This is a genomic window from Paraburkholderia sp. EB58, from assembly GCF_050436665.1.
Classification (GTDB): Bacteria; Pseudomonadota; Gammaproteobacteria; order Burkholderiales; family Burkholderiaceae; genus Paraburkholderia.
On record NZ_JBNDMQ010000001.1, the window covers coordinates 100,175 to 121,183 of the forward strand.

18 protein-coding genes and 1 pseudogene are annotated in these 21,009 nt (G+C 60.1%); 3 read left to right on the forward strand and 16 right to left on the reverse strand.

Annotation, left to right across the window (positions count from 1 at the left end; genetic code table 11):
• Positions 1–110: 110 nt before the first annotated feature.
• Positions 111–1,226: an alkene reductase gene (locus tag P3T40_RS00465; protein WP_429265715.1), complete on the reverse strand. Its 1,116-nt coding sequence runs from the start codon at positions 1,224–1,226 to the stop codon at positions 111–113.
• A gap of 27 nt (positions 1,227–1,253) precedes the next feature.
• Positions 1,254–1,826 carry a carboxymuconolactone decarboxylase family protein gene (locus tag P3T40_RS00470; RefSeq protein ID WP_429265716.1) on the reverse strand — a complete coding sequence of 191 codons (573 nt, stop codon included), beginning with the start codon at positions 1,824–1,826 and terminating at the stop codon, positions 1,254–1,256.
• 318 nt (positions 1,827–2,144) lie between these two features.
• Here P3T40_RS00470 and P3T40_RS00475 point away from each other — a divergent pair, with 318 nt between their 5' ends.
• Positions 2,145–2,834: an oxidoreductase gene (locus tag P3T40_RS00475; protein WP_429265717.1), complete on the forward strand. Its 690-nt coding sequence runs from the start codon at positions 2,145–2,147 to the stop codon at positions 2,832–2,834.
• 20 nt (positions 2,835–2,854) lie between these two features.
• Here P3T40_RS00475 and P3T40_RS00480 read toward each other — a convergent pair.
• From P3T40_RS00480 to P3T40_RS00495, 4 genes and pseudogenes are all read right to left on the reverse strand, one after another.
• Positions 2,855–2,962, reverse strand: a pseudogene (locus P3T40_RS00480) (SDR family NAD(P)-dependent oxidoreductase); the annotation flags it as partial.
• On the reverse strand, positions 2,956–3,159 hold the full coding sequence (locus P3T40_RS00485; RefSeq protein WP_429265718.1) for a hypothetical protein: 204 nt from the start codon (positions 3,157–3,159) through the stop codon (positions 2,956–2,958). The pseudogene P3T40_RS00480 and the gene P3T40_RS00485, both read right to left, overlap by 7 nt.
• 573 nt (positions 3,160–3,732) lie before the next feature.
• Positions 3,733–4,470, reverse strand: a complete 738-nt coding sequence (locus tag P3T40_RS00490; protein ID WP_429265719.1) for a BON domain-containing protein — start codon at positions 4,468–4,470, stop codon at positions 3,733–3,735.
• Between the two features lie 81 nt (positions 4,471–4,551).
• Positions 4,552–5,037 (reverse strand): aminoacyl-tRNA deacylase, encoded by a 486-nt coding sequence (locus tag P3T40_RS00495; RefSeq protein WP_429265720.1) that lies wholly within the window; start codon positions 5,035–5,037, stop codon positions 4,552–4,554.
• Positions 5,038–5,241: 204 nt separating this feature from the next.
• On the opposite strand from P3T40_RS00495, the gene fusA reads away from it, so the two are divergent.
• Entirely contained in the window at positions 5,242–7,293 is a 2,052-nt protein-coding gene (fusA, locus tag P3T40_RS00500; RefSeq protein WP_429265721.1) for an elongation factor G, read from the forward strand.
• A gap of 17 nt (positions 7,294–7,310) precedes the next feature.
• Here fusA and P3T40_RS00505 read toward each other — a convergent pair whose 3' ends face one another.
• From P3T40_RS00505 to P3T40_RS00525, 5 genes are all read right to left on the reverse strand, one after another.
• On the reverse strand, positions 7,311–7,619 hold the full coding sequence (locus tag P3T40_RS00505) for a hypothetical protein (RefSeq protein WP_429265722.1): 309 nt from the start codon (positions 7,617–7,619) through the stop codon (positions 7,311–7,313).
• A 184-nt stretch (positions 7,620–7,803) separates the two neighbouring features.
• Positions 7,804–8,169 (reverse strand): response regulator, encoded by a 366-nt coding sequence (locus tag P3T40_RS00510; protein WP_429265723.1) that lies wholly within the window; start codon positions 8,167–8,169, stop codon positions 7,804–7,806.
• 106 nt (positions 8,170–8,275) lie between these two features.
• Positions 8,276–8,815: a hypothetical protein gene (locus P3T40_RS00515; RefSeq protein ID WP_429265724.1), complete on the reverse strand. Its 540-nt coding sequence runs from the start codon at positions 8,813–8,815 to the stop codon at positions 8,276–8,278.
• Positions 8,812–9,546 (reverse strand): methyl-accepting chemotaxis protein, encoded by a 735-nt coding sequence (locus tag P3T40_RS00520; protein ID WP_429265725.1) that lies wholly within the window; start codon positions 9,544–9,546, stop codon positions 8,812–8,814. The genes P3T40_RS00515 and P3T40_RS00520 overlap by 4 nt, the downstream gene beginning before the upstream one ends.
• Before the next feature lie 18 nt (positions 9,547–9,564).
• Complete coding sequence (locus P3T40_RS00525; protein ID WP_429265726.1) at positions 9,565–11,961, reverse strand: Tar ligand binding domain-containing protein; 2,397 nt, start codon at positions 11,959–11,961, stop codon at positions 9,565–9,567.
• 360 nt (positions 11,962–12,321) lie between these two features.
• Here P3T40_RS00525 and P3T40_RS00530 point away from each other — a divergent pair, with 360 nt between their 5' ends.
• The gene (locus P3T40_RS00530) at positions 12,322–14,178 is read left to right on the forward strand and encodes a beta-galactosidase (protein WP_429265727.1); all 1,857 of its coding nucleotides are present in this window, start codon (positions 12,322–12,324) and stop codon (positions 14,176–14,178) included.
• A 47-nt stretch (positions 14,179–14,225) separates the two neighbouring features.
• On the opposite strand, the gene P3T40_RS00535 is transcribed toward P3T40_RS00530, so the two are convergent.
• The 5 genes from P3T40_RS00535 to P3T40_RS00555 form a co-directional block, all read right to left on the reverse strand.
• Positions 14,226–16,187: an enterotoxin gene (locus P3T40_RS00535; protein ID WP_429265728.1), complete on the reverse strand. Its 1,962-nt coding sequence runs from the start codon at positions 16,185–16,187 to the stop codon at positions 14,226–14,228.
• 59 nt (positions 16,188–16,246) lie between these two features.
• A complete protein-coding gene (locus tag P3T40_RS00540; protein ID WP_429265729.1) occupies positions 16,247–17,086 on the reverse strand; it encodes a tetratricopeptide repeat protein in 840 nt (279 codons plus the stop codon).
• Positions 17,083–17,994: a Ku protein gene (locus P3T40_RS00545; protein ID WP_429265730.1), complete on the reverse strand. Its 912-nt coding sequence runs from the start codon at positions 17,992–17,994 to the stop codon at positions 17,083–17,085. The genes P3T40_RS00540 and P3T40_RS00545 overlap by 4 nt, the downstream gene beginning before the upstream one ends.
• Positions 17,995–18,193: 199 nt before the next feature.
• Positions 18,194–18,469, reverse strand: coding sequence for a GlsB/YeaQ/YmgE family stress response membrane protein (locus tag P3T40_RS00550; protein WP_429265731.1), 276 nt, complete (start codon positions 18,467–18,469; stop codon positions 18,194–18,196).
• Positions 18,470–18,726: 257 nt separating this feature from the next.
• Positions 18,727–20,643, reverse strand: coding sequence for an AAA family ATPase (locus tag P3T40_RS00555; protein ID WP_429265732.1), 1,917 nt, complete (start codon positions 20,641–20,643; stop codon positions 18,727–18,729).
• Between the last annotated feature and the right edge of the window lie 366 nt (positions 20,644–21,009).

Below are 21,009 nucleotides of genomic sequence, written 5' to 3' on the forward strand. Positions count from 1 at the left end.
CGACGAGGCATCGCTCCTCACAGCGCGCCGGCCAACGTTTCCTCAATACGCAGAAGGGCGACGGAGTCAACAACACCCCCGTCGCGCGGCTAGCGTCTGTACGAATTCAATCAGGCCGCGACATCTTCAGACAGCGATTTGTAGTCTGTATAGCCACGGTCGTCACCACCGTAAAAAGTTTCGCGATCGTACCGATTGAGCGGCGCACCATTACGCAGCCGTTCCGGCAGATCGGGATTGGCGATAAACATCCGGCCGAAGGCAACAAGATCCGCATGGCCATCGACAATAATCTGCTCGGCATTCTCACGCGTGAAGCCACCCGCGGCGATGATCGTGCCTTTGTAGATCCGGCGAATGTCCTTCGAGGAAACGTCGGCATCGCTCGTCTCCTTCTCCACGATGCCCCGAATGCGAGGCTCAATCACATGAAGGTAGGCGAGTTCATACTGATTCAGTCGCTCTGCCACGTAACCGAACGTTGCATGCGGGTTGCTATCGGACATCGTGCCGTATGTACCGCTCGGCGAAAGACGCACGGCCACGCGGCCCGGGCCCCACACGGAGACGACCGCATCGAGCGTATCGAAGAGGAAGCGGGAGCGATTCTCGATCGAACCGCCGTACACGTCATCGCGGTGGTTCGTACCATCGAGCAGAAATTGTTCAAACAGGTAACCATTGGCGGCGTGAAGCTCAACGCCGTCAAATCCAGCCTGCTTCGCAAGCACTGCACCGCGACGGAATTGCTCGACAATGGCCGGAATCTCGTGCGTTTCGAGCGCGCGGGGAACGGGCAGTTCTGCCTCGGTAATCTGGCCGTTCTCGTCGCGAATGGCGGCGTGCTCGAGCGAACGCAATTCGGACGGCGCAACGGGCGTAACGCCGTCGGTATTGGCTGGATGAGCCTGACGTCCCGCATGCCACATTTGCAGGAATATACGAGCACCCTTGGCATGGACGGCGTTGATTACCCGCTTCCACCCTTTGACGTGTTCCTCAGTATAAATTCCGGGTGCGCCGACGTAGGCAATGCCGAGCTGGGATACAGCCGTTGCGTCGGTAATAAGCAGCCCGCCGTCCGTCGCACGTTGCGTGTAGTACTCGACCATGAGATCACCCGGGACGTTGTCCGGCTCGGTGCGCATTCTCGTGAGCGGCGCGAGCACAACGCGGTGTTGCAGTTGAAAATGTCCGACTTTCGTATGGCTGAAAAGCTTGCTCATGATGTCATCCTCAAAAGTTCATGCAGATCAGACCGTTACGCCCGCGTCGACCGGCTTCGTCCATTCGTTGCCCTTCATGAACGGATCGTATTGGGTATGAACGATGTGGTTCGTGTAGTTGCTCATGACCTTTGTTGCTACGCCCAGGATAACTTCGAGCACGTTTTGCCGCGTATATCCGGCAGCGAGGAACGCGTCGACATCGGCGTCCGAAGCGAACCCGCGTTCGCGAACGACGATCGTCGCGAAACGGTGCAGCGCTTCGAGCTTCGCGTCAGGCAAAGGCTTGCCTTCGCGCAGCGCCGCGATGACGCCGGCGTCCATCTTGATCATCTTCGCCAGAGCAGAATGACCGGCCATGCAGTAATGGCAGTTGTTCTCGAAGTTCGAGGTCAGATAGACGACCTGCTGTTCGTGTGGCGTCAGCGTGCTTTTCGAAAAGAGATCCCACAGTGCCGAGTAGCCCGCCAGCAGTTCCGGAGATTCGGCCATGTGGGACTGCAGGTTCGGCACGAAGCCGAAAGTCTTTTTTGCGTCTTCCAAGGCCGGTTTTGAGGCGGCCGGGGCTGTTTCGATGGTGTACGAGTTGAAGGTGCTCATTATCTGCTCCACTGGGTGAATTGATGATGAGCATGGTATGCGTGGCGCCAATGCCGCAGAAGGCAGCCCTGCGGCATAACGTTCATTCCTGGCATGCATAGGTCGAACGCGCTCGGCACCGAGCCAACGGCCACCCTCTATCAGCAGAGTTATATACGTGGTATTCGCGTTGAACGCCTTGCTGGTGGCCCTCTTCCGCCCTAACCTGAATCTGACATTCAGCGGTCCTCCCAGCAGTTTCCTGGACCGGCCGTCTCGCGCAATCCATACATCGAGAAATGCCCGATTTCGGAAAACGAAGGTCCTATTGGAGGAGACATGCACGACAACCTGCTCTCAGTCATCATTACGCGGAAATGGCAACTTGCCGAGAGTTACCATGCCGTTGAACTTCAAACCGAGTCCCGATCGGAGCTTCCGTCGTTTGACCATGGAGCTTGCGTCACAGTTGTTCTCGACAACGCCATCTACAAGGAAAGAACATATCCCCTGTGCTGTTCTACGTCTCGGCCGCGTGCATATGTCATCGCTGTCAGACAAGCTGCTGGCGACTCGGACACAGAAACAGCTGACATTTCGTTGAGTCAAGGAGACGAGGCGTTTATCGCAATGCCACGGAGTCCTGAAGTTTTTTTGGACGGTCGCACACGGTCGATACTTTTTTCTGGAGGCGTTGGCGCTGCATCGATCGCGGGAATCGCGAATCGGCTTGCTTCGGCAGGTCAAATATTCGAGCTGCACAACTTCGCTCGATCACCTGAACGTGCAGTCTTTCGGGAGGAACTTGACGCGCTCAAAAGCGAAGGTAGGGTCTATCACCACTTTGGCCTGGATACTGACCTATTAGAGCAGCAGACTTCTCACGCGCTGAGCCCAGCACATGCGAACACTCAGATCTACTGCAGTGGTCCCCCAGCATTTATGGATCTCATCGAGCGCCAAGCTCGCGACTGGGTGTATCCGGCCAATATCCACAAAATTGTCTTGGGTGACAGAAAAAATTCGTAGCCGCGTCTTTTGCAAGACGCGCCGGGCGAGATCGTGTTGACGGTCACGCCTTTCTCCTCCACCTCAAGCACCAGCGATTTTGCGAAACCATGTATGCCGGCCTTCGCCGCAGCATAGTTGGTCAGACCTGGTGCATCCGGGCAATCGCGTTGAGAATGAAATCCCCGTCGCTTGTGATCCGAGGACATGAGCGTCCTGACGCGCGATTTTCCAGCGATATGAGTTGCCGCTCGAGCAAGGCGTCGAGCTCGGCGCGGTCCAGTTCTATCTGATCCGGCGCGTTTTTGATGAGCATTAAGGTCGCGAATTCATGGGGACTCAGCATATCGTCACCTCGTTTAGTCTCTCTATGCGGGGGTATCAATTACCCTCTCCAGTTTGAATGCCCGGCAACTGTTACTGCCGTCTTCACAAAGCGATCGTTCGAGAAATCGAATCACGGAGACGCCATCATAACCGGCAAATTTTCAAATGCAATATGCCGGATGTTTTTTATATGTGTCCAACCGTTTCGTCTGTTGAATAACTTTGCATCGACTTCATTGGGTGAATTCATATTTGAAGCGTGCATTTATAGGCTGGCATTTTATTCGGGCGATAATACATACTCCGAGATTAAGAAATATTTATTACAGCGCGCGTGAATTTTCTCCACAGGGAAACGGCCTATGTTGCGGATGTGGCAAAGTGATGCAAGTTATGTAAATTTGCCTTGTTGCCGTCATATCTGCGCTGTAAAGTTTGAGTAACGCGGACATATCCCCGCGTTTAGTGTGTTTGTAGCCGTAGGCAAGTCCTGCGGCTTCTTTTTATCTGGACACGCACCCCATGCGCGAATGCTTACACCGCAGGCCTTGACGCAGACACGAACGAAAAGCCCTGCGCCAAGCGGGACAGATCAGGCGCGCACCTGGATATGATTGACGACACCGCCGGTAGCATCCAGACACCAGGCGTCCTGTTCCGCGTGCCGTCTTTCGGCTTCGGTCGCCACCCAGCCTGCTAGCGTAATCCTGCGATCTTCCACATCGATGGTGATCTGCTCAGCGCGCACACGCTGATCGGTTTCGAGGACCAGGTGCATGACCTCTGAGATTTCATCGTCGCCGTCCGCTTCGGCGGGCACCAACTCCAGCAGGTTCACCACGTCGCGGCAGCCGCCGACCCACCATGCAGTCACACTCGCAAGGTGCCGGTGAGACAGGCTGATCACTTGCCCCGTCAAGGTCACCACACCTTCCTCCACCGTCACCTCGACAACACCGCTGCCGTCGTTGCCCGCCTGGTCCATGGTGCCGCGCAGCACTTCGAGCTGCCCCTTGACGCGGGCGCAGATCACGCAGTTGCGAAAATCCACCGCCTGCGCCAGCCGTTCGCAGATACGCGTGCGCAACTCGCCATCCGCAACCGGCGGGTTGGCAGTGACACGCAGCTGGTCGACCACAGGCCTTCCCTCGCTGTGTACCTGGGTCAACTGAAGAAGGTGTTTCTTGGATGCGATATCCGGCGTCTCGCCTGCGACGGTCAGGGCACCGCCGTCGAAACTCATATGAATGGGATGATTGTGGAGCTTCAGGTGTGATTCGCGTTCGAAGGCTGCCATCACCTTCTTCAGAACCATATCGCTGTGTTGCATGATCTGCCTCGCGCAAAGGTTGGGTGGCGCAGCGCCCTTTATGCGGCACTGCGCAAACCTTTTACATCGGGCGGGCGCCGCTCAACTTGGCACACCGTGCATGCGACGGGCGAAGCGTGCCCGCTCGGCTTGCTCCATCAGATCCAGGAATTGATCTGTGCCCATGTGAATCAGCTCTTCATGATCGCCGGCCTCGAAATATACGTCCGGCTGTTGGGCGAGGCTCTCGTCAAGATAGGTTCGCATGCCATAGGCAGTGCACACCGGCGGCAGCGCTCCCAGGTCGCAATCCTTGAACAGTTCCCGCAGATCGACCTCTTTGGCCAGCAATAGGCGGCGCCCGGTCTTCGCCCAAAGCTCGGACAGCCGCACGGCGTAGGTCGATGGCAGCACAGCCGCCACATAGCCGTATTCGTCTTCGAAAAGCACTGTCTTGGCGAGACGATCGCCGGGAATATGCGCAGCCGCCGCGGTTTCGACGCTGGAATGGCTGTGTGGATGACGCACGATTTCGTACCGGGAGCCCTTGCTGCTCAGGCAGTCCTGGAGAGTGGCAGACATTGACATGACGCACCTCCTCGGGAAAGAGACGGGAGATTGTTGTGCAAGACTCCTTAAGGATAGTTCGATTTCGTACGCGTGTGAAAAACATGCTGGCGACAGCGCTATCACTGTGCGGGCGTGACGACGAACGCGACGATTACCCCGTATGGCACACGGGTCCGTTTTCGCCAATAATGGCCCCAGATCCACCACTGGACGAGGGCGACCATGCGATACAGCCCCGATTCAATACGAACCGTCGCCCTGGTTGGACATGCCGGGTGCGGAAAGACAACGCTCGTCGAAGCACTGCTGCACCAGAGCGGCGCGCTCCGTGCACCCGGCAGCGTTGAGCGCGGTACCACGGTCTGTGATTTCGACCCGCTCGAGCGCAAATATCATCACTCGCTGAACTCCGCCGTCGTCCACCTGCACTACCGGGAGACGCGCATTTTTCTGCTGGATACGCCCGGCTATCCGGACTTTTCCGGGCTGTCGATCAGTGCCCTGCCCGCGGTCGAAACCGCCGCTATTGTCATCAACGCGCAGACCGGCATCGAAATGACCACCCGGCGCATGATGGCGTGGGCGGAAGATCGCAAGCTCTGCAGAATGATCATCGTGAACGGTATCGATGGCGAAAAGGTCGACCTTCCGGGGCTTCTGACGCAAATTCAGGAGACCTTCGGCATGCAATGCCTGCCTATCAACCTGCCGGCTCAGAGCGGCCGCCAGGTGGTGGATTGCTTTTTCAACCCTTCCGGCGACGCCGATTTTCGGTCTGTCGCGGCGGCACACGATGCGCTGGTCGATCAGGTGGTCGAGATCGATCCTGCCCTGATGGAGCTTTACCTGGAGCAAGGCGAAGGCATCAGCCCGGAGCAGTTGCACGAACCCTTCGAGCGGGCGCTGCGCGAAGGTCATCTGGTGCCGATCTGCTTCACGTCTGCGGCCAACGGCGTCGGCATCGCGGAATTGCTCGACGTGTTCGTCCGGCTTCTGCCCAATCCCACGGAAGGCAACCCGCCCCTCTTCTACCGCAATGCCGGCGACCACCAGGAAGTCGTGCCCGCCGAACCGGTTCCCGACAAGCATGTGTTGGCCCACGCCTTCAAGATCGTGATGGACCCTTACATCGGCAAGATGGCTGTGTTTCGCATCCATCAGGGCACGATCAGACGCGATAGCCAGCTCTATATCGGTGACGGACGCCAGCCGTTCAGGGTCGCCCATCTGATGATGCTGCAGGGCAAGGAACACGTGGATGTCCCGCAGGCCGGCCCAGGCGATATCTGCGCCACGGCAAAGGTTGACGAGATCGGCTTCGATGCCGTGCTGCATGACGCCCCCGAGGACGGCGATATCCACCTGACCCCGCTTGACTTCCCCACGCCCATCTATGGTTTGGCGATCGAGCCGGCGCGCCCGGGCAACGAACAGCGCCTGTGGGAGATCCTGCAAAAGCTGAGTGCGGAAGACCCGTGCCTGCGCATCGAACACCCGGTCGGCACCAACGAGACGGTGGTGCGGGGCCTCGGCGAGTTGCACCTGCGCATCATGTTGGAGCGATTGTCCGAGCAGTACAAGCTCGAGGTCGTGACGCGGCCACCGAAGATCGCCTACCGGGAAACCATCGGCGCCAAGGCCGAGGGGCATCATCGACACAAGAAGCAAACCGGCGGCGCCGGGCAGTTCGGCGAAGTGATGCTGCGCGTGGAACCACTACCGCGAGGCATGGGTTTCGAGTTCGTCGACGCGGTCAAGGGCGGCGCCATTCCCGGCCAGTTCATGCCCGCGGTGGAAAAGGGCATCCTCCAGGTCGTCGACAGCGGGCCGCTTGCCGGCTTCCCGATGCAGGACGTGCGAGTCACCGTCTTCGACGGCAAGAGCCATTCGGTCGACTCCAAGGAAGTGGCATTCGTCTCCGCCGGGCGCAAGGCCTTCATCGATGCGGTGCTGAAAGCGCGGCCCGTCCTGCTCGAACCCATCGTGGACATCGAGGTGATGACGCCGGAAGCCGCGATGGGTGACATCATCGGCGACCTGTCCGCGAGGCGCGGGCAGGTTCACGGTACACGCACGGCCGCCGGCAACGCCGTGGTCGTCGCGGGGCAGGTGCCATTGTCCGAACTCAACGACTATCAGTCGCGTCTGAACGCCATTGCTGGCGGGCACGGTAATTACAGCATCCAGCTCAGCCACTATGATCCGGCGCCCCCCGCGCAGCAGGAGCGAATGGTGTCGCAGCATAAAAAACAGAGCGACGGCGCGGCGCCATGAGTGGCCGATGAAATCGGTCAAACGGCCGGCAGGTCGTCAATGCACTTTTCGACATGGCCACCAGGAACGTCCGTGTCGATCCCATCGACGCCGCTGGTGTGAACAACCGTCTTGATCTTCGGCCCCAGAAATCGCCTGCCACCGAGGGTAAAAAGGGACCAGACCACATCTCCCCGATGAATCGCATTGACCACTTCGGTCACCTCGACAATTTCGGGTGGGGACGTCCAGTCGTGTGTCTTCGGATCGATGAGCCCCCAGCGCACGTGCGTGATGCGGTCGCTTGCAGGGTTAATGCGTACGCCATCAATCGCATACGTAGCCATTTCACCTCCCTCATGCTCGAAAAGGAATCGGAGCAACGGACCGGACATCCACTTGCACACCGACAGGTTCGCCGCTTAAAGGAGATTATCGATGAGAATCGATTCAACGCGGTGAGACCTTCGGACGGATTCGCTGTCGAGACGACGTTACTTCAATGGTCCAATGTCGTCGCTGACCGCGCCCTCAGCCCGCCAGCTTACGGAACGTCTCGAGCACCACTTCACCCTTGAACGGCTTGACGATCCAACCCTTCACGCCCGCCGCCTTGCCACGCTCCTTCATCGCCGGGCTGCTTTCCGTCGTCAGCATGATCACGTTGACGGTCTGGTTCGCGAGCTCGCCGCGGATCTTCTCGACCATCGTCAGCCCGTCCATGTTCGGCATGTTCACGTCGGTGATGACGAGCCTCGTCCCCGGGCTCGTCCGCAGCTTCGCGAGGCCGTCCTTGCCGTCGACCGCAGTGTCCACGTCGAGGCCGTTTTTTCTCAGGAAGCCCGCCACTTCGTCGCGCACGGTGCTCGAATCGTCCACCACCAGAATCTTCGCCATGATGTTTTCCTCTTAAATTGTTGACAGACAATCTGCCAAAACAAATCCAGCTCGCCACCCTCGACGAGCGCGTCGACGTCGCCGCGTCCTTGCCTTCCGGCCAATTTCAAAAGAGTTCGAGCTCGCCGACGCTCTCGGCGACGTCGGCGACCTCGGCGACGGTCGCTATGAAATCGAGCGGCGCGTCAGCGCAGACGCACACCGTCGCGCCGAGCTGCACGGCGCCGTTGACCGTCACGCGATACGAGGCGAGGAAATCGGGCTTCAACTGACCCAGATACGACACGCAGTGGCTGCTCAGCACGTACGGCGTCGACATCCCGAGGTCCGGGAAGTACTCGACGAGCTGGTGGTTCATCGCGCCACAGCACAGGTTGCAGATTTCGAGCAACCGTTCCTCGAGCGTCGCCTCCCCAGCGCCGAGGTAGTAAGCGCGCGTAGCGTCGTCGTTGTCGAAATGCAGGACCAGCAACAGCCTGAAAGAGATCGATGAAATCGTCAGCACGATGAGCTCGCCGTCTGCCGCGCCATCGTGCGGCTCCCCGTGCGTGATGTCGCACGAATCGCCGGCATTGACCGTCAGGCGCAGGCGCGCGGCCTGGCGGAAGATCCGCTCGATGCTGTCTTTCGCTTGCTCGCTAATCACGTCGCCGCCTGTTCGAGCCTGGATTGAAGCTGGTTCGCGAGCATCGCGACGCCGCCGAGCGACGCGATGATCATCTTGCCGCCCGCCTGAATGTCCTGGAAGGTCGCGGTCGTGACCAGGTCGTTGCGATGCAGGCTGTCCCGATAGCTCTTCGAAAGCTCCTGCGAGCGCGACGCGAGCGTGCGCACCTCGCTCGCGACGACCGAGAAGCCGCGTCCGGCGGCGCCTGCGCGCGCCGCCTCGATGGACGCGTTCAGCGACACGATCAGCACGTGCGCGACGATCGACGACAGCTCCTGATTCTTGCTGTGCATCTCCTGGTTCTGCTCCATCAGCGAGATCATCTGCTCGTGCCAGCGCTCGAAGGTCACGGCAAGCGCCTTGAGGCGAGCCGCCTCGGCGGCGATGGACGCCGCCTGCCGCCCCCATTCCTCCTTGAACTCAAGGACGGCGGCGCGCGCCGTGCGTGCTTCGTCCTCGCTCGCCGAGCGCTGGGCCAAGTCGTCGCGCAGGCCCGCGACGAGCGACTCGAACTCGCGCTTTTCCTGCTCGGCCCGCTCCTGATGCTGAGCGTCGGCTTGCGCGAGCGCGGCGTCGTGGTGCGCCTTGGCTTCCGCGCGCTGCTGCGCGAGCGCCTGTGCGCCGCGGCGCCGCTCGCGCCACACAGCCGCAAGCGCGGCCAGCAGGCCGAGCGCCAATGCGACAATCAAGATTCCATATCGTTCGACCACTACCCTTCTCCAAGTCGCTCAATCGGACAGCGCGTCGACCTGCAACGGCTTCTCTTCTTTCTCCTCCGGCACACCCCTACTGTGCGCCGCGCACCGCTCCGGCAGGGACACCACGATCTGGAACAGACGGTAGTCCGCACCGCGCCGGTCGTCCGTGAAGCGCAGCTCGATGCTGCCGTTCTCGCGCTTCAGGAAATCCCGCACGGCGTCCATGCCGACGCCGCGCCCGGACACTTCCGTGACCCTCTCAGCGGTCGAGAAACCCGGGTGAAAGATGAAGTCGGCGACCAACTCGTCGCTCAGCTGTGCGTCGGCGTCGAGCCAGCCGCGCGCGCTCGCGATGCTCCGAATCCGCCCGAGCGCGAGTCCGCGGCCGTCGTCGCTCAATTTAATTTGCAGCGCCCCCCTGTCGAGGCCAGCTTCGATATTGATGGTGCCGGCCGCCGCCTTGCCCTGCGCGACGCGCGCAACTCCGGTCTCGATGCCGTGATCGACCGAGTTGCGCATCAGGTGCATGAAGACGTTCTTCAGCGTGCCGCTCACCTGCCGGTTCACGCGATAGCCGTCGTCGTCGATGCGCATCATGGGCGGCTCTTTGCCGAGCTCCCGTGCAAGCGACGGCAGCGATTCGAGCACGCCCGACAGCGCCTCCTCGATCGTTTCGGTGCCGAGGATGCGCAAGGTCCGCCGCACCGAATCGCGCATCGTCAGCAGGCTGCGAACGTCGACCGGGTCTGCTGCTTCCAGGATGCGCAGGCTCTCCTGGATATGCCCCCGGTCAACCATCAGATAGTGCTCGGCGCTGCTGCGGCGCCCTGCGTCCTTGCGGCCCAGACTCACATCGTTGATCGTTCTGTAACGCTCGATCGCTTCCTTCACGCGCTCGAGGTCCGCGATCAACACCTCCTGATTCCACTCTTCGCTGACATCGTTGCGGCGCAGCGCGTCGTAGCGCCGTTCGGTCTCGTGCACGATGCTCGTCAGATGCTGCAGGCTGTAGGTTCGCGCGTTGCCCTTGATCGTGTGCACGTTGCGGAACAGCTCGGCGAGCGCCGCGCTATCGGGCTGCGCGTGCTGGCGGATAATCCGCTCGTTCTCGTTGACGAAGCCCGTCGCGCTGTCGACGAAATGATGGAACTTCTCCTCGTTGACCGCGAGAATCTCGCCGATCATCTCGAGCCGACGCTTCTGCTCGCCGGCCTCTGCGGCAAGCTGCCGGAGCTCCGTCACGTCGCGCACGCAGAGCATGAGGCGCATGACCGTGTCGTTTTCGTCGGTGATCGCCGACCAACTCAGGTCGAGCGTCTTCACGCGGCCGTCGGCCATCGTTTTCGCGACCTCGTTCACGAGCAGGTGCTGGTTGAACGTGAAGTTGATCGCATCCTCGCCGATGCAGGCATGAATCGCGGCGTCGACCTGCGAGCGCACGTCGGCGTTCAGATCGGTGTGGTCGAACACAAGTTCCATGACCGGGCGCCCGGCGATGTCCTGCGTCTCGAAGATCGCCTCGAGATAGGCCGAGTACTCGGCGTGCACGAGCGCGCCGTCGACGACGGTCAGCATCCCCTGCTGGATGTTTTGCAGCATCGCCTGGATGTCGGCGGTCTTCTGCTTGAGCAGCGCGGAGCTTTGCTGAATCTTCTCGATCATCTCGTTGAACGCGACGATCGAGCGCCCAATCTCGTCCATGCGCCCCACCGGAACACGGCGCGTGAAATCCTGACTCGACGCGATCTCGCTCATCATCGACTGCATGCGGGTGAGCGGCCGCCCGATCACCGCCGCCAGCACGGCACGGGCAAACAGGCCAATGCCGAGCGCTGCCAGCGCGATCATGGCCGCCGCGACCATCAGCCGATGAAACTGCGCCTGCGCCGCGTCGAAGCGCGCCTGCTGATGATCCACCTGCAACGCTTCGAGCGCGTTCATCGCCTGCGCATAGCGGGCGTTGAGCGGGTCGGCCTCACCTCGGGTCGTGTGGAATTTGTAATAGTCGTTCTGCGAGAGTTGCTGGAATTCCGGCTCAAGCGCCTGCTTGATGAGCGCCGCGCGGGCAGCCTGCACCGCATCGGCGGCGCGCGACTCTTCGGCGTTGCGCGGCTTGGCCAGATACGCCGCCCAGTTGTCATCGCTCGCCTTGAGCACGGCGCGCGCCTTCGGCAGCAGATCGTCGCTCGCGCGCCCCATCGAAAACAGCGTTTCATAGTTGCCGAGCGCAAGCTGCACTTGCAGCATCAGCTCGGAACTCGTCTTTAGATGGGTGATCGCTACCGTATCGGTCGCATAGGTCTGCTTGAGCGCATCGTTGCTCTGCTTGAGACCCAGCACGGCGACGAGCATCGTGGCGATCAACGCGAGCGTGTAGCCCGCAATCGTGAGCGTGAGTCCATTCTGTATCGTTAAGCGTTTGAACATAGCGTCTCGCGCGCGAGTTCGCTTTAGGCGAAACAGCACACGCTCTCCTCCGAAGTGGTCATGTGGTACGCGTATGGACGGTTCTCTGCCGGAATTTTCATGTCCATTGCCACGATATCGGCTTTGTTTCGCGAAGCTTTAGGGTCCGGCCGCAACGATTGCCTACATCCTGAGAAACATCATCTGCATCCCTACGTATCGATCAGGGTATCTACTAACCTCCTATCCGTGGTTGGGGTTTTAAGCGGAAACTGCGGAAATTATTAGTCAACGGAAAAAGGTAGGCCGCCTGATTGATATACTGGTTTTCATCTTTCGCTTTGTTCAACCGCGCCTCAGGCGCCAAAGTGCGAGTGCACCGTGAACCTCGAACGCGGCCACACCTTCTCTTTCAGCCCCAGCGGCAAAGACTTCCTGCTCGACGGCGAGCCGTTCCAGATTCGCAGCGGCGAGATGCACCCGGCCCGCATCCCGCGCGAGTATTGGCAACACCGAATCAGAATGGCCAGGGCGATGGGGATGAACTGTATCGCCCTCTACATCATGTGGAATTACCACGAGACCCGGCGAGGTGTGTTCGATTTCCATAGCGGTAACCGCGACATCGAGGCCTTCATCCGGCTGTGCCAGTCCGAAAGGATGTGGGTGCTGCTGCGTCCCGGGCCTTACGTCTGCGCCGAATGGGATCTGGGAGGCCTCCCTTCCTACCTGTTGAGCGATCCGGACATCCAGTTGAGAACGGACTCCGCCACCGATTCTCGCTACATGGCGGCGGTGGCGCGCTACATCGAGGAACTGGTCCCGCGTATCCGGCCGTTGCTGATCCATCACGGCGGACCGATCTTGATGATCCAGATCGAAAACGAATTCGGTTCGTATGGCAGCAACCCGGCTTACCTTGAAGAACTCAGGCAGCTTTGGCTTAAAGGCGGCGTAACGGGGTCGTTCTACACCGAAGACGGGCTCCCGCAACTCGAACGCAATCGCACCACAGTCACCGGTGGCGCGATTGCGTTGAGCAATGGCGACGCGGCACAAATCGCAACCATCCGCCGGGCATTCCCCGCAGTGCCTGCGATGGCCGGCGAGGTGTACCCAGGGTGGCTTACCCATTGGGGCGAACCGGCTTTCGCGGGTACGAACTACGACCTCTCCCCCACCCTGAGCGCATTCATGCGGTCGAAACGGTCGTTCAATCTGTACGTCATTCACGGCGGTACGAGCTTCGGCTTTTATGCCGGCGCGAACGTGGATGATTCGGGTAACTACCAACCCGATATCACCAGCTACGACTATTCGGCGCCGATCAACGAGCAGGGTACGGCGACGACGAAGTACATGAAGTACCGCGACATCATCGCCAGCTTTCTGCCGGCGCCGTTGCCCGATATACCCGATGCCATCCCCACGCTCGAACTCGCAGGTATCAACGCCTTGATGCCAGCGCTCTACGCGTCGATCTGGGACAACCTCCCCACGGCATTGCCGCGTGAACAGAGCGTCGATCCGCAGTCCTTCGAAAGCTATGGTCAGGCATTTGGGTTCGTGTTGTACCGCAAGCAGTTGCATGAGTACGCGGGCGGTGTGCTGAACATCGGCACTGTGCATGACTATGCGACCGTCTTTGTCGGCGAGCACTATGCGGGCGGCGTGTCGAGGGCGTCGATACCACCGGAGTACGCGCAGCCGCTCCACGTGATGCACGGCGCTCCGCTCGCCCTACCTTCGACGTTGCCCGGGCACGAGTCAAACCCGGGTGACCCGGTATCGTTGGAGATCCTCGTCGAAGGCATGGGGCGGGTCAACTACGGGCCGGCGATCGTGGACCGCAAGGGACTGCTCGAGCCAGTCAGGCTGAATAACGCCGACGGGTCGTTCTCCCTGCTCAAGGGGTGGGATGTCTTCCTGCTGCCGATGGACGACACGTTTATCGCCAATCTGCAGGAAAACTGCGCAAACCCGCTGAAGCCCGGGCTTTTTTTCAAGGCAAGCCTGCTGCTGGATGAAGTCGGCGACACCTGGCTCGACATGAGCAACTGGACCAAGGGTGTCGTCTGGGTCAACGGGCACAATCTCGGGCGCTACTGGAATATCGGTCCTCAACGTCGCTTGTATTGCCCCGCGCCGTGGCTCGTGCAAGGTGAGAACGAGGTGCTTATCTTTGACTTGCACCAGATCCACGCGAAGCCGGTGGAACTGGCGAATACGCTGTCTTAGTGCGAACGCCGCGGGCCGATGCGGGGCGCACGGGCCCCTCCGCTCCACTACTCGGCTTCGGCAATCGGCATCAATTCCAGCGTGAGCACTTCGAACGGAGCGAGCTGAACTTCCTGCGGCAGATCAGCGTCTAGCGCAGCCGGAATATCGGAAGCCCCTTCATGCCAAATGCTACGCATAGCGAACCGTCCCACCGCCGCGGCCGGCAACTCCAGCTGTCGCCGTAGATCCAGCTCGAAGCGGTGCGCGCGGCTGTCCGGATTGCGCAGCGTGATGATCGCCTTGTGCGGGGTCCACGCTGCCCAGCCGTAGACCTCCTGGCGGTCTGGTGCTCCGCCAATCCAATGGCTATCGCGCAGTACGTCGCTGTTTTCGCGCGCCCATCGGGCGCCATCCGCGAGCACATCCCAGTCGTACTCTGTGAGCAGCCCTGGCGTAATGTATAGCTCCTGCAATTGCGTGCCGCTCCCGAAATAGGAACGCACCTCGTTAGCGAAATCACCGCCAGCCGCCGTGTTAAGGCGAGGATTACACTGCGCGTAGAGAATGCCGTGCAGCATCAGCGAACTGAGCGGGAAAAGCGGACTGCACACCACGACGTTGTGATAGGTCTGCGCGTCGCGGTATGTGATCCAGCGTTCGCGAGGAGTGCCGGTTCCCGCCAGATCGTCGTCCTTGCCACCACGCCAGATGGAGTCTGCGTAGCGTAGCCAGAACGGCGATGGATGCGTACCGGTGGTGAGATTGACGAAGGCGTCCGGTTTGGCCACGCGGATGTCCTCGATGAGCTGGATCGCCGCGTCCCAATCGCTATCGAAGAGGCTGCCTGGAAACACCCTGTCGGCGTTGCCCGTCCCGTCGAACTTGAACTGGTTGACGCCGTCCTTATCCAGCAAGGCGATCACGACCTCGTGAAAGCGTCGATAGTAACTCGGCCCTGATAGCGCAAGGCCATTATCGATGACCTCATATCCGGCGGCACGGCCGCGCGTCACACGTTCCTGTTTCGGCGCTCCGTAGCCACCCCACGGGGACAGCCATACGCCGGGCGCGGCGCCGTATCGTGCTGCAGCGTCGCGCAGCCGAACGAAGCCGTGCGGAAAATCCTTGCTGAAATGCCAGTTGCCGCTAAGGTCGTCCCAGCCATCGTCGAACAGAAATGAATCGATCTGCACGCCGCGCGCTCCATGCAACTCGCGGCCGATGGTTTCAATGCGCTCCAGCGCCTGGTCCTGCGTGTACGGCGTAAGGTAGCCGATGTCACCCCAGCTGTTGTAATGCAGAAACGGCCGATACGGGTGAGCCCGCTCCCGCTCCAGATAGGTGGCGAAGTCGCGCCGCAACTGGCCGTCGCGCACTACGCCGGCCACGGCGGAGTGGACCAGTGTCCTGTTCTTTTCCAGCGGCAATGCGCGTTGCAGAGTAAAGCTGACTCTGTCGCCGTCCACATGGCTTTCCGCAAGCGGCAGCTCGAAGCCCAGATAGAAGTTGCCCGCGATAACAGGCGTGCCCTTCAGGCCGCTGCTAGCGTGTGCGCCGGCAGCACGCGTCTCCAGCAGTGATACGACAGTGATATCTTCGTCCTGAAGAAGCGCCGTAACCGCCAGCTGTACACGTAGGTATCGTGAGCCTTCGCGCTGCTCCACGCTCCACTCCACTTTTAGGCGGCCTTGGGCGTCGACGAGGATGGCAGTCGCACGTCGTCCCGCGATTCGTTCGGCGAGGCGCGACGCGCGGGGGTTGGGTGCGAGCACGGTTTCGTTCACCGGCGCCACGACCCTCAGTTCGGCCACGCCCACGGCACTTCCGCCAGCGAGCCCTAGTGCGAACGGCGCGATGATGGGCAGCGTGCGGTCCCGCGCGAAATCGATTAACGAAAGGTCGACGAAACGTTCGTCCTTGACCGTCCAGCGCAACGCGATCGCGTCGTTACCGAATGAGCAGGCATCGCCCCTCGTCTGAAATACGGGCATGCCGGCTTGCGTGGGCAAAGCAAGGTTGGCGCTCATGGCGATTCACCAAAACGGAAATGCAATCGCCGACGGCGGAGACAGAGATTTCACGTCCGTCAGGTGCTGAGTCGACGGTAAGCACTTAGGTGACGTACGAGGCCCTGCTTGTCGCCCCGCTTGCCTCGAAGCAAGCCGAGATTGTGATGCGCATTTGCGTAAGAAGGGTTGAGCTCGAGGCAACGCGCGTAGCTTAGCTCCGCGTCATCGAGGCGTCCGAGGTTTTCCAGAGCCACAGCCCTGTTGAAGTGCAACACCTCGTCTTCAGGGAAATGAGCCAGCGCCTGCTCGAATATGGCGAGTGCATCCTCGCATCTCCGTTCGTCTTCGCATAGGAGCGCGCCCAAATCCACATAGGCCGCGTAAAAAGGCCCCATGGACACCTCAATGGCCATCCGGTACGCGTGCTCTGCGCCCTTAACGTCCGTGTCGGTTAGCTGTTCGGCAAGTGCGTACCATTCATCCGCCTGGTCCGCAGCGTCCTTCTGTTGTGGCCGGGTATCGAGAAATACAACGTCGCCCTTAAGTTCCGCGACTTCGAAATCCAGAAGCAGTTGCCCGGTATTGGCGTCCCATTGCGAGGGTCCCGTCTTGACCGCAATGGTGTTGCCTACTGATGTGACCCGGATGCCCGACAGCGGCAATTCATCCGGCAACTCAGCCTTCAAACGCGAAAGTGCATCAAGAATCTTACGGGATGATATTTTTGCGGACTGCAATTGAAACGCCGTACGAAGCACGACGACGTCCTGAAACGTGAACCGAAGTTCGTTTCGCGGCCCACGCGAAGGCGTGACGAATCCGGCTGATATCAAGCCAGACAGGACCCGCCGGGAGACGCCGAGCAGTGACTGCAGCCTGCGCACGGAGATGTCGTGTTGACTGCGCTTACGCGTCACTTGCGAGCTCGTACCTTGGCTGCGACTGCGGGCGCCTTTTCAGCACCTTGGGCAGGTTTGCGTGCTCGCGGCAAAATCGCCGGAGCTGCTTCTTCCGCATCCTTACTTTTACGTGCAGTCTTCGGCTTCGCACCGCCACGCGCGAGGCTTGCTCGCAACGCATCCATGAGATCTATGACCTGTCCGCTCGGGGCACGCTCTACAGGCTCGCTCGAAACAACCTGCTTGCCTTCAATCTTTCGGTCGATGGCCGCCAGAATCCGCTTCTTTTCCTCGTTCTCATATGCAGTCGCGTCGTAGTTGTCCTGCGCGCCTTGCTCAATAATCTGGAGTGCGAGTTTGAGTTCCGTGTCCGACACAGCGACATGTTCGATGTGCAGGTCGGCAAGAGACCTGACCTCGTCGGCGAAAAGGAGTTGTTGGAAAACCAACCCGTCATCAGTGGGCCTGACGACCACCATGTGCGTTTTTCCCTTCGACGCCCATTTTGCTAACGCACATCGATGGCTCTTGAGCAACGCCTGCTGAAGCAGGCTGTAGGGTTTGCCGCCACGTTTATCTGGGGCAATGAAGTAGGCTTTGTCGTAGTAAATCGGGTCGACGGACTTTTCAGGAATAAATACCACTATCTCTACGACATGGCTCGCGCCTTCCTCAAGAGCCTTCAATTCATCGGACGTGAACACGACGAATTTATCTTTCTCGAACTCGTAACCCTTCTTCATCGATGAACGGTCGATGACCTCACCGGTGGATTCGGCCACGTACTGCTGTTTCATCCGGGAGCCGTCTGGCGCCAGCATGTTGAACCGCACGTCCGCACCGCTCTCGGTCGCGGAATACAGCTTGACGGGGATGGTCACGAGACCGAATGACAATGATAGCGATGCGATTGAGCGGGCGGACATGTGCTTCTCCTCGCAAGCCGGCACTCGCGCGTCGACTGAGCATGGTCACCTCCCGAGAGTCAGGAGATTCCAGTGCGGCCCCTATCCCGGGGCCGCACGGCCTCTAAAGCTTACCACTGCGGAAATTCGCGTGGCGACGCACCCGCGCCAGGCCCAAACCGCACGCTCGATCCCGGTCGGCCCGTTCAAAGGGCCATAACTAGAGCTGACGCGCCCGGCCGCTGCTGAATAGCCGGATGATGAAGAGCAAAATAACCGCGCCGATGAGCGCCGTAATCAGCGAGCCGATAATACCGCCGCCCAAGTGCAGGCCAAGCGCGCCCCCAAGCCAGCCCCCTATAAAGGCGCCAACGATTCCTACAATGATATCTACAACGATGCCGAAACCACCGCCGTCGACGATACGCCCCGCCAAGGCACCAGCAATGCCCCCAATAATTATCCAGAAGATGATGCCATGTGAGACCGGGTCCATACTTACCTCCAAGTGGGCTGAGTCCGCGTTAGCGGCGAGCAAGCATTCCGGTCATGAGACCGCCCGTTCAAAAGGGCACGGCGCGCGAACCGAACGGAGACCATCAGGACCGCCGAACATTTGCCGGGAATGCCTCACCACATAGCAAGTGGCGTGCCTCGCGCATACTCAATAGGTCAACCCATACTGTATGGATGAACAGGCGTGATGTCACCAGTCCGTTCTAACACGCACAGCGGTCACTCCCCGCACCGCAATTACGCCGCAGCAGCTTCCAGCGTCAAGTGCACGGGTTCGGCCGTGGCTGCCGCGTGTTCCTTGATGAGGCGGTAGACGGTTGCACCGGGCACAGTCTCCGATTCGAGCAACTGGTCAGCGATCGCGCGCAGTACCGGTTCGTTGGCACGTAGCAATGCATAGCAGGCGTCGTTCAAGTCGCTGAGCAACACGTTGGCGTGCTCAATGGCGCTCTTCAGTTGCAGGCCGGCATACTGCTGCGGCAGGGCCGCAAGACTGAACAGATTGCCATCGACGTTGAAGCCGAACTTCGACACCATGTCGAGACCGATGCGTGACGCCTCCTGCAGATCCTGCGCGGCACCGCTCGATGCTTCGTCGAAAATCAGCAATTCTGCGTTCCGCCCGCCAAGCAGCACCTGAATCTCGTTGCGCATTTCCGTTTCGCGGTACAGGTGTTTATCCTGAGTCTTCGTGATCAGTGCGACACCTAACGCGCCGCCCCGCGGCAGTATCGTGACTTCCTCGAGCACCCCCGTGCCTAGCAACGCGGCAACGAGTCCGTGCCCGGCTTCGTGAACGGCAATGCGGGTACGTTCTTCTTCCGACAGCGCGCGTTCGGCACCGCTCACATCGCCGATCCGCGCAATCTTGATTGCCTCTACGAAATGTGCCGCGCTCACTTCGTCCGCGCCGGCCTTGCGCGCCACCAGGCCTGCCTGGTTGACGATCATTGATAACGTGGCGGGCGACAGGCGAGTGGTCAGTCGGGCGAGCTGGTTGTAGTCGATTTCGTCGGACTTCGCTGTTAGCTTCGATGCGTAGAATTCCAGAATCTTTGTGCGGTCTTCCAGGTCCGGCAGCCGCACCTGCACCGTGCGATCGAAACGGCCAGGCCGGCGTAATGCTTCGTCGAGATTGTCTGGGTGATTCGTCGCCGCGACGACGATCACGCCTTCATTCGACTGGAAGCCATCCATCTCCGCAAGCAACTGGTTGATGATGCGATTGCTCTCTGCTTCCACCGGGCCGCCACCCGTGTCCGTACGCTTACCAAGACCGTCGGCTTCGTCGATGAAGATCACGGTCGGCGCATTCTTGCGCGCCAGCTCGAACAGGTGCTTGACCTTCTGAATACCCACGCCGTAATACTTTGCACTGAAATAGCTTCCAGTGATTGAAATGAAATTCGCATCGCATTCGCCGGCGAGTGCCTGCGCGAGACGCGTCTTGCCAACGCCCGGGCCTCCCGTCATCAGAATGCCGCATGGAGCGCGCACGCCCATGCCGATAAATTGCATCGGCTCGGTCAAGTAGGCTTGCACATCGGCAAGCGCGGCTTTCGCTTCACCCGCGCCGATCACGTCATCGAAGCGTATCGCGGGAGCCTTCCCGAGCAAGCTGGCCCCACCCCTCATCTCACGGCGCATGAACCAGGCGAGGCCGCCGATCAGAAGAAAGGGTAAAAGCAGGCTCAACGCATCGCGCGTCTTGTCGAACACATCGTTCCAGCGTGCCATACCCGTGTGGATGTCCGCGTCCGGCAACCACACCAGCTGATATGGCGAACTGCTTCCGGCTTTCATTTCGTCAAGCAGCAGCGCATTCGAGAACACGGCATTGTGATCGGTGACGAAGTATTTCTCGCCCTTTGTCGTCGACACCAAGATGGCGTTGGGGCTCACGCCGATCGCGGCGACATTGCCGTCGTGAATGTCACGCAACATCTGCGTCGCGTCCTTTTCCTGACCGGCCCACGCAACTGCGTCGTGGCGCATCTGACTAGCGACGCCCGTCAGGGACGGACCAGTCTGAACCTCGCGCCGATCGTGCCGCCAATGCAAAAACATCGCGGCCCCTGCGAGCGCCGCCGCGATCACACCAAAAGTCACGTATCGGCCGATTCGCGACCTTAGTGAATTTCTTACCGGTTTCATCAATCGATTCTCAAAATGGGGCCGCATGTCATGCGCACAACTAATCTTCAGAGGAAGGCGAGGCGTGTGGAGACACCGCTGAGGCGCGCATTGCCTGCCTTAGCAGCGGGGCATCCATGGGTAATGCGACCGCAGGTGCACGGTCTGGCGCGAAATTTCGCAGAGAAAGTGAGCTGTACGAAATGCGACCCTCATTATCGGCGCCACGCCAACGGTATTATGCCTGCCCTCCCCGTTTGTCAAAAACGCAGAATGACGCGCTTTTGCGCCATTATTCCGCGTATTTACGGATCTTGCAGGGAACGCGGCTTGCTCGCCGACTGCGCGATGCGTGCACATCGCGTGCATGGGGCCGGCACGTAGCAC